This is a genomic window from Limnohabitans sp. 2KL-3 (assembly GCF_001269405.1).
GTDB lineage: Bacteria > Pseudomonadota > Gammaproteobacteria > Burkholderiales > Burkholderiaceae_C > Limnohabitans_A.
The window spans coordinates 153896-163657 of the sequence record NZ_CXON01000008.1 but is presented as its reverse complement, the minus strand read 5'-3'; the positions used below and the strand labels follow the sequence as shown (position 1 = coordinate 163657).

At 53.5% G+C, this 9762-nt stretch carries 9 protein-coding genes; 7 read left to right on the top strand and 2 right to left on the bottom strand.

The features are described 5' to 3' along the window. Positions 1–193, bottom strand: a 193-nt coding sequence (locus AMM41_RS12395) for a helix-turn-helix domain-containing protein (protein ID WP_194944769.1), incomplete at its 3' end; no start/stop codon positions are given. A gap of 168 nt (positions 194–361) precedes the next feature. Between AMM41_RS12395 and AMM41_RS12390 the strand changes: the two genes are divergently transcribed. The 6 genes from AMM41_RS12390 (at position 362) to AMM41_RS12360 (ending at position 7404) form a co-directional block, all read left to right on the top strand. Beyond that, entirely contained in the window at positions 362–991 is a 630-nt protein-coding gene (locus AMM41_RS12390) for an outer membrane beta-barrel protein (RefSeq protein WP_089958568.1), read from the top strand. 451 nt (positions 992–1442) lie between these two features. Beyond that, entirely contained in the window at positions 1443–2402 is a 960-nt protein-coding gene (locus AMM41_RS12380; protein ID WP_089958559.1) for an OmpA family protein, read from the top strand. Between the two features lie 46 nt (positions 2403–2448). Continuing rightward, positions 2449–5841: an Ig-like domain-containing protein gene (locus AMM41_RS12375; RefSeq protein ID WP_089958556.1), complete on the top strand. Its 3393-nt coding sequence runs from the start codon at positions 2449–2451 to the stop codon at positions 5839–5841. Between the two features lie 39 nt (positions 5842–5880). Further along, positions 5881–6207 (top strand): hypothetical protein, encoded by a 327-nt coding sequence (locus AMM41_RS12370; RefSeq protein WP_194944767.1) that lies wholly within the window; start codon positions 5881–5883, stop codon positions 6205–6207. Between the two features lie 104 nt (positions 6208–6311). Beyond that, the gene (locus AMM41_RS12365; RefSeq protein ID WP_228769253.1) at positions 6312–6590 is read left to right on the top strand and encodes a hypothetical protein; all 279 of its coding nucleotides are present in this window, start codon (positions 6312–6314) and stop codon (positions 6588–6590) included. Then, positions 6583–7404 (top strand): substrate-binding periplasmic protein, encoded by an 822-nt coding sequence (locus AMM41_RS12360; protein ID WP_194944766.1) that lies wholly within the window; start codon positions 6583–6585, stop codon positions 7402–7404. Before AMM41_RS12365 ends, AMM41_RS12360 begins: the two co-directional genes overlap by 8 nt. Here the strand turns inward: AMM41_RS12360 and AMM41_RS12355 are convergent. Beyond that, on the bottom strand, positions 7386–8069 hold the full coding sequence (locus tag AMM41_RS12355) for a response regulator transcription factor (RefSeq protein WP_089958543.1): 684 nt from the start codon (positions 8067–8069) through the stop codon (positions 7386–7388). The two genes, AMM41_RS12360 and AMM41_RS12355, sit on opposite strands and share 19 nt — an antisense overlap. Before the next feature lie 130 nt (positions 8070–8199). Here AMM41_RS12355 and AMM41_RS12350 point away from each other — a divergent pair, with 130 nt between their 5' ends. Then, positions 8200–9726, top strand: a complete 1527-nt coding sequence (locus AMM41_RS12350; RefSeq protein ID WP_228769252.1) for a sigma-54 interaction domain-containing protein — start codon at positions 8200–8202, stop codon at positions 9724–9726. Positions 9727–9762: the final 36 nt, after the last annotated feature.

Sequence of the window (9762 nt, the reverse complement as noted above, 5' to 3'; positions counted from 1 at the left end):
AGGCCTGGGCGCTCTTGCTGGCATAGTGGCCGCCGATGCTGTTGCGGTCCAGCTCCCGCGTGATGGTGCTGGGCGAACGCCCAAGGGTACGAGCAATCTCTCGAACGGTGAACTTCTGGAAATGGAGACTGGCCAGGGTCACACGCTCTTCGGGTTGGATCTGTTTGTAGTGCTTGAGTGGAGTGATTTGCATCTGCGGACCTTACAGGGTTGGCAGGTGTTGCACTTCGCTTTTGAATCCGCCATGATTTAAATCAATATTGATTTGAATATTATATATTTGTTAAGCTTTATTATTGTGAATAAAATTCATAAATTAACCCATGTTAAAATAAATTCCCATTTATTTAAAAGCCACAAAATGAAATTCAAAAATATTAATTCAATGTTGTTTCTTGTCGCCGCTCTGACCGCAGGCCATGCTGCGGCCCAAAGCACCCATTTCTCGGGTTGGTCCGCTGCCCTTGGTGGCTCGGTGGTCGACGGCAATTTGAAAATCAATGAACTGAACCAAGGCCAGGCAGGCAATCTGGGTCGGACAAAAATTGTTGCCACTTTTGATGTCGGCTACAGCCTGCCACTCAACGATCAATGGGCGCTGGGCATGGGAGCGACCTACGACCTCAGCGAATCCAGAATTCTTGATGTGGTGTTGCTCAACGGCAAGGTGAAAAATCACAGCTCTTTGTACCTGCAGCCTACACTTTTGCTGACGCCGAACACCGCAGCTTTTGCCAAAGTGGGTTACCACTCAGCCGTTCTTGTGGGTGAAGGGGGTTTGTTCTCTCAGAACGGTGGTTTCAGTGAATCTATCCACGGCACTGGTTTGGGCTTGGGTCTCAAGTCTTACATCAACAATGATGTTTTTGTTCAATTTGAAGTGCTGTCAACCAAATTCAAATCAAAAGCGGTGTCATTGGGGGATGCTTTGACGCCCGCCAAAGCCAGCATGACGTCAATGAATGTGTCCCTCGGTTACCAATTCAATTGAATATTTTCAATGATCCATCAAGGTTGAATTTGAAACATCAAATATGAATTTGCTGCAGTAAATTTTTGATTTTTTTAATCTTGACAGAGCCATCTGATGCCCAAGCGTCAGATGGCTTTTTTATTGTGGTGCCGAGTCTCTTGGAAATAGACGTGATTGCAATAAAAAAGGCATATCCACTGATTTTTTATATTTTGATAATTTATGGGGGGTTGCAATCTTCAAGCCAACAAGGCATGGCCGTGGTTTGACCTATCCATGGCGTGATGCCATCGATATGATCAAAGGTTGCACATATTTACATACTTAATATTGTTAAAACTGATTATTGGAGTACGCTTTTTAGCGCGTTTACAACGAGGCATCCTCACGCATCATTGTGTCATCGGGTGACAGATGAATTAGTCACTCTAAGTTTCTGAATTGACACAAGTTTTTTGAGGTGACCCTTATGAAAATTTTTTCTAAACCGTTGAATCAGTGGTTGATTGGCTTGTCCGTGGCGGCTTTGTCACCGTTGGCCTTGGCCCAATCGGGGGCCACCCGGGTGGTCATCGACTCATTTGGCGAGCCCTACGCCACGGCGCCTTTGGCCCCGGTCAACCAAACCCGTGTTTTGGTTTACCGTAACTTGCAAGGGGTATCTCAACAACCGGTGAACATTTACCTCAATGGCCAGTACCACGCGTCTTTGCTGCGCGGTGGCTACACCGAGTTTTGTGCAGAACCGGGCAACGTCAGCATCAAAGCCGCGCTGGATGATGCATCCCGCCTGCATTTGAGCAAACAAGACGGTGGACAGCGCCTGAACATGCAAGTCGGGCAGACCTTGTTCCTGAAGGTCGACGAGGCCGGACAGCCCGGTATTGCCGTGCTCAGCATGCCGGCATCGCAAGCCAATGCCGAGATGTCCAACACGCGGCGACAAATCCACACGATTTCCCGCGCCAAGGCCGCGCTCACCTGTGGCGAACCGGGCAAGGCCGCAGTGGCTCCGCCTCCTCCACCCCCCCCACGTCCACCGGCACCACGCGAATACGCGCTTGAAACCGATGCCCTGTTCGAGTTTGGCAAGGCCGAGTTGCGTGCCTCTGGCTTCAATGCCATTGAGGCCTTGGTGCAGCGCCTCAATCAAGACTATTCCTCGGTCGATCGCATCCGTGTGGTGGGTTACACCGATGCCATTGGCTCGGTTCAGATCAACAAAAAATTGTCACAGCAACGCGCCGATGTGGTCGCTCGACAAATTTCTGCCCGCAACGTCAAGCCGACCCGAGGCATCGAAGCCGAAGGTCGAGGCTCCATCGAATTGAGCAAAACGGGTTGCAGAAACGAGCCCACACCTGAAAACAAAATTTGCCACGCACCCAACAGACGCGTTGTGGTGGTCATCACTGGCGCACGCCGATAAGTTCCACCGGCCCCATTCATTAACCTTATTTTGACTGTCACACATCATGAGCAAAACATACAAAATCAAAGTGAACCAAGGCCAAGGCGAGGCCAAGTTTGTTGACATTCCCACCACAGGGGACGGCAAAACCCCCATGGTGGTCAAGGCGGTGCCTGGGGGCAAATACCAGCTCTTGGATGCGACCACGGGTTATGGCCCTGAAAACATCCGCGCCAGCCGTTCAGGCAAAGATTTGCGCGTTTTCTTTGAAGGGCGCAGTGCGGCCGATTTGGTCGTTGAAGACTATTACGAAGTGGCCCCAGAGGGTTTCAATGGTCTGATTGGCGAGGCCGAAACGGGCCGTTTTTACGAATACATCCCCGAAACCGCTGTGGGCAACACGGCGGTGCCTTTGTTGGCCGACGGTTCCAATCAGGTGGGCATGGCCTTGGGCGGTGCAGAAATCAATGCATCGGGTGCAGCGGTGGGTGTTTTGGCCGCTGCTGCGTTCAACCCCTGGTTGCTGGCCCCCTTGGGCTTGCTGGGTGCCGCAGCGGGCGGCGGTGGTGGAAGTAGCAGCACCGCCGTGGCCGCCACGCCCAAAGTCACTTCGGCCAAATTGATGCCTGAAGACGATACCGGCCCCAAAGACGGTATCACGACCGACAGAACGCCGCGCATCACCGGTGAAGCCACGCCCGACTCAGACGTCTCTGTTGTGCTCAATGGCAAAACATACACCGGCAAGGCTTCTTCAACCGGTGTGTTTGTGATCCAGGTTCCGGATGCCGACGCCTTGGTGGACGGCAGCTACACCCCTGTGGTGACCAGCACCTTGGCCGGTGTCAAGTCGCCAGATTTTGCGGGTACCCCCTTCAAAGTTGACAACGGCAACGGCACCGACAAAACCAACGCCGGCCTGGTTCTGAACATCGTCTCCATCACCGAAGACACAGGTCTGAGTCCCTCAGACTTCCACACCGCCGACAACACCTTGATCTTCAAAGGCGATCTGGACAAGTTCACCGCCAACGGCGACCACGTCAAACTGTCCCTCAAAAACGACAAGGGCGCTGAGATTGACATGGTCTACGTCAAGCCCGTCCAAACAGCCGGTGTCTGGTCTTGGTCATGGGACCGAACCAAAGCCGAATTGCCCGACGGCAAATACACGCTCGATGCCAGCATCGTCAACGGTGCCGGTGCCTTGATCACTGACGGCTCTGCCAAGCCCACCAACATCGACAGCCAGTTGATCTACGTCGACCAGAACCCGCAGCAACCAGCGGTGACCTCGGCCAGCCTGATGGCCGAAGATGACACGGGCCCCAAAGACAACGTCACCACCGACAAAACCCCCCGAATTTCGGGCAAAGCTTCAGGCAACGCCGATGTGGCGGTGCTCGTGAACGGCAAAACCTACACCGGCAAAGCCTCTCCCACTGGTGAGTTTGTGATCCAGATCCCGGACGCCGACGCTTTGCCTGACGGGGCTTACACCCCAGAGGTGACTGCCACCATCAATGGCCTGAAATCGCCTGTGTTCAAGGGCACCGAATTCAAGGTCGACAACGCTCCGACCGACAAATCCCCCAATGCCGGGGTCAAGCTCGACATCACAGCCATCACCGAAGACACGGGTCAAAATACGACCGACTTTTACACCAAAGACAACCAGCTCATTTTCAAGGGCACGCTGAGCAAGTACACCGAAAACGGTGATCAGGTCAAACTGTCTTTGCTCGACGCCAAAAAGGTCGAGATGGAAATGGTTTACGTCAAACCCGTGAAAAACGAAGCAGGTGAGTGGACGTGGTCTTGGGATCGCAGCAAGTCTGCGGCCATGGCCGATGGTCAATACACGCTCAACGCATCCTTGGTCAATGGCGCAGGCACCCCCGTCAAGGACAACGCCACGGTGCCCTCGACGGTGGATGCACAAGATGTCTTCATTGACACCGACAAAAACAACAACCACGCGCCTGACAAAGCGGTCGACCCCAACAGCGGCTTCAAGGTCGACATCTTGTCTGCGACCCAGGACACGGGGTACAGCAACAAGGACTTCATTACCAAAGACCGCACGCTCAAGTTTGCGGGCAGCATCACCGATTTCAACGACAACGGTGCTTTTGTCGAAGTGGTCCTCAAAGACGCCACGGGCAAAGTGATGGCCTCAGATTACGTCAAACCGGTCAAAACCGCAGGTGTTTGGGGTTGGACGTGGGACAAACAAACCGATTTGAGTTTGGTTGATGGCACGTACGACTTGCAGGCCTCTTTGGTGGACAAAGCCGGCAATGCGATTCACACCGACGTGCAGGTCTTGGTGATCGACAACAGCACCACCGACAACGGAGGCAAAACCGATCCCAACGCCAACCTGAAAATGTTGCCCGTCACCTTCGAGGACGACACCGGCATCAACACCACCGATTACCTCACCAACGACCAGCTTCTGACCTTCCGTGGTGGTTTTGACAAGGATTTTGTCGAAAACGGTGATCGGGTTTTGGTGCAGGTGTTTGGGGTGGATGGGAAGGTGGTGTCGCAGGAATATGTGACTCCAAATGGAAAGACTTGGGAATTTGAGAATTTTGCGAAGTTGCCGGTAGATGAGGTGACCGGACAAGCCACATACACAGTGAAATCGGTTTTGGTCGATGCAGCTGGAAATACGCTTCAAGCGACAGATCAGTCTTTTGTGATTGATAAGTTTGCATCTGTTGTGTGGCCCAAAATCACTGACGGTACTACTCGTGTCGTTTTCAAATCTATTGATTTTTCTTCCGAAGAACGTGGGCACTACACATACACAACCGGTTCTGGTGATTTAACTAAAGAATTTAAAGGAGGTTTGTTTGAGCTTCCAGAATTGGAGACAAAAATATTCCAAATTGGGCAGTTCAAGCTTGAATTTAAAGACTGGGCTGGTAACGTCCGCACCATCTCAAACGAAAAGTCTATTTGGGATTTCAGTTCAGCCAAGATGGCGATCAGCACAACAACAACGACTCTGCCAGAGCCCGGTTTCAGTGGCAATCAGGTCGTTGAGTCGGTCGGCAAAGTGGTTTTAACAGCAACCGACCCGAAAGAATTTGACATGGCTTCCTTGTACGATGGCATTCCGGCCTTGGGTGATCTGGCTGCAGTCAACCATGTGGACATCACCAAGGGCAACCATGTGTTGAAGCTGACCATGGGCGATGTGCTCGATCTGGGGGTGAAAAATAGCTTCAGTACTGCCACGCCGCACAAGGGTCATCTCCAAATGCGTATTGACGGGGATGCTGCAGATACCGTTAATTTGGATGATTTGGTCGGCACTACAGATTTTGATTGGACTAAAAACAATTCAGCTGTCACACTGGGTGACAAGGACTATGCGGCCTACACCAACGATGCGTTGGGTCTGAGCCTGTTTGTGCAAACCGGCATCACCCTCAACCTGATTTGAGTGTGGCTGGGTCAACTGATTTTTGGATGAAGTGATTTTGTGACTGCGATCGATAAACTGAAATGCATGGTGGTGGTGGCCCTCTGGGCTGGCACTGCCACGGCCGATCCTTTGATGGATTTCAGCATGTTCAATCCACCGGAGGTCAGTCAGCGAAAAATTGCCGAGCCCATGGTCAGTTGGCTCATCCGATCCTCCCCTGAGGCGGTGTGCACGCAGGCCCAGCCCAAAGATGGCTTGGCCAGAAGGCCCGAAGGTTGTGTCTACTGGCACCTGGCCAGCGCCCGTTGCACCATTGTGACCACCACGCACACCAGCCATTCACAGTTGGGTCACTTGTTTTTGCACTGCCTTCAGGGGCGCTGATGAGCGGGTCACAGTTCAATTTCCGGGCTGTGTGGGATCGACGTTGGCTTGGTGTGCTGTGGGCCTTGTTGCTGGTTGTCTTGTCCGGCTGCGAGACCACGACCATGAGACCCCCTCAGGTGGACACGGTTCGTTTTACCCCCATGGCCCCAGAAAAGCGGGTGCTGGCAGAACCCAAAGTCAAGTTTTTGGTGCGCACCGACGGCTTTGAATATTGCGCCCGCATCACCGGAATTCCGATCACCCCCACATCTCGGCCCATGGCTTGTGCTTTTTGGAATGTTCGCCGCAAAGAGTGCACCATCGTCACCCCCATCACCACCGGCTACAACTACCTGGGCCATGAGCTGCGGCATTGTTTTGAGGGGGCCTTTCATGACTGATCGGTCATTGTGCGGCGCAGGCTTGAAATTGAACCGGCATGATTTTTTGCGCTGGGCGCTGGCATCGCTCGGCACGGCTTGGGTATCCGCTGCCCAGGCTCAAAACCCCGGTGATGGGGTGCTTCGGGTGGGGGTGTTGGCCCATTACAAGCCCTTCAGTTTCACCGAGGGGTCTTTGCAGGGTTTTGATGTGGATGTGATGAAGCGCTTGGCGGCCATCATGAAGCTGCAACTTCAAATTCACCCCGATGGCATGGCCAATTTGCAAAAAAAATTACAGGCCGATGAAATTTCCGTGATTGGCAATCAACTCCTGCCCACGCCAGAAAATCGCCGTTTGTTTGACTTTGCCAAGCCTTATGCCGCCAACCAGTTGGTGTGTATTCAGCACGAAGATGACAATCGGGATTTTTTGAGCCTGGACGATTTGGTGGGCAAAAAACTGGGGGTCTTGGCCAGCACCGGCGTTGAAGAGCAGGCCAAGGGGGCTTTGGGTAAAAGTGTCTTGCCATTTCCTGTGATCGATCAGGCCTTGAAACAACTGGCCGAAAAAAAGCTCGATGCCGTGCTTGAAGAAAGTCTGATTGCCGATTACTACATCGAACGTGATGGCTTGCCCATCAAGATCACGGCACCCTTTGCACCCCCCATGGCCTCGGGTCTGGCGGTGCGCAAGGGCAACAAAGACATGGCCGCACGCATGACGGCGGCCATTCAAACCATGTTGTCAGATGGTTCGTTCAAGGACATTTCAAACCGCTGGTTTGGCTACGATGTGAGCCGCCCCAACGTCAGTCATTCCAAGCCGCGTTGAGGCTCCAAGGTCGGTGCGGGCTCGGATTCGGTGAAGATGTCGATGATTTTGCGTTCTGCATCCAAGGCCAATGCCATCAATTCAGGCAGTGATGCACAGCCCATTTTTTCAAGGACACGGCTGCGGTGGAGCTTGACAGTGGCTGGAGCCGACCCGTTCATGTTGGCAATTTCCTTGTTGCCGTAGCCCTTGACCATCCAACGGCAGACTTCGCGCTCTTTGTCGGTCAAGCGCATGAAGCGATCGCGCACGTTCAAGGTGAGGATTTTTTGATTTTGCTGGTGTTTGTCTTTTTGCAGGGCCAAGTCGATGGCCTCCAGCAGGGGTTCAAGGCCAAAAGGCTTGATCAAAAAATCGACCGCGCCTTTTTTCATGGCTTCGATGATTTCGGTGGGCTGGCTCTCGCCCGAGATGAAAATGATGGGGGTTTTTCTGCCCCTGGCAATCATCTCGTTTTGCAAGGAGAGTCCGTTCATGCCGGGCATGCGGATGTCCAGCAAAATGACGGCCGGCGTGATGGGCAAAGCGTCCCGCAAAAAAGCCGTTGGGCTGTCAAAGGTTTGGATGGAGTAACGCACCGAGCTGAGGCTGTAAGCCAAGCTTCTGCGGATGGATGGATCGTCATCAATCAGGTAAATATGGCCTTTGAAATCGTCAAAATTCATGGATTGCCTGAGGATGATTTCTTTTTCGAGACTGCCGACTCTGTTTGCTTTACTAAATTTTATCTGGACTTGCCAATATTTCTGATGAATACATACTCAAAAAGTACTGTTTATTTTGAGGGGCCTGACCATGGTGGACTCTGACGTGACTTCGCACATGGACCCTTTGGGCTTGACGGCGGCTTTGCCTACCGACGCCCAGAGCATTTTGGGCCTGGCTGCCCGTTCTTTGTTTGATGTTTTTGCCAATGCCAGCGAAGGCATGTTGTTGGTGGACCGCTCGGGCCGTGTGGTTTGGATCAATGACCACTACCGTCGGTACTTGCCCGCCTTGGGTTTTGAACGGGAGGCTGATTTTGTGGGCAAACCGGTGGTCGAGGTGGTGCAAAACACCTTGATGAACCAGGTGATGGAGACGGGCAAACCCATTTTGATAGACCTGTTGAGCAACCGGGCCGGCACTTTTTTGGTCAGCCGTTTTCCTTTGCGTGACGAAGCCGGCGTGGTCATTGGCGCATTGGGGGTGGTCTTGTTTGATCAACCTGAAACCAATTTGCAGCCCTTGATGGCCAAGTTTGCCTTGATGCAACGTGAATTGGACGAAGCCCGCACCGCCTTGGCCGCACAGCGCAAGGTGGGGGGTGGGTTGCGTCAAGCGCGGCACAGTTTTGCCAGTTTCATTGGTTCCAGTGCGGTGGTGGCCGATTTGAAGCGCCAGGCTCGGCGTGCAGCGCAGTCGAGCAGTCCCGTTTTGTTGTTGGGCGAAACCGGTACCGGCAAAGAGTTGTTGGCCCATGCCATTCATGCCAGTTCGCCGCGTGCCCGGGGGCCTTTGGTCAGCGTGAACATTGCCGCCGTACCCGAAACCTTGCTCGAGGCTGAATTTTTTGGGGTCGCGCCCGGGGCCTACACCGGTGCTGACAAAAAAGGGCGTGAGGGCAAATTCAAGTTGGCCGATGGCGGCACATTGTTTCTGGATGAGATTGGTGACATGCCCTTGGGGCTGCAAGCCAAGTTGTTGCGGGCTTTGCAAGAAAGCGAAATCGAGCCCTTGGGCTCCAACCGTCTGGTGCCTTTTGATGCTCGGATCATCGCCGCCACGTCTCGCGATCTGGTGAAGTTGGTGCGCGAAGGTTTGTTTCGCGAGGATTTGTATTACCGCCTCAATGTGTTGCCGCTCCGCGTGCCCGCCTTGCGAGACCGGGCAGCCGATATTCCGGCATTGGTGGAGTTTTTGTCAGAAGACCTGGCCTTGCGCAGTGCCTTGCCGCAGCCAGAATTTCAAGCACAGGCGCTGGCCTTGTTGTCGGCCCAGCATTGGCGTGGCAATGTGCGCGAGCTGCGCAATGTGATTGAGCAACTTTTGCTGCGCTGTGAGGCGGGCATAGTCGATGCGCAGGCGGTGGGGGCTGTGCTGCTCGAATCTGGGCTGAGTCACATTGCGCCGGCTCCTTTGGCCGGCCAAGTGCCCGAAGCCCACGGTGTCCCCCAAGACCCCAAGCAAGCCCCTGCGCCTTTGGGCGACCTTGTTCGTGCGCTGGAGTTGGATGCCGTGCAGCATGCTTTGGCGTTCAGCCAGGGCAACAAACAAGCAGCGGCCAAATTGCTCGGTATTTCCCGCGCCAAACTTTACCAATGCTTGCCCAAGGTGTCTTAAATTCATGCATATGTATTTTTTTAATGCACATGAAAT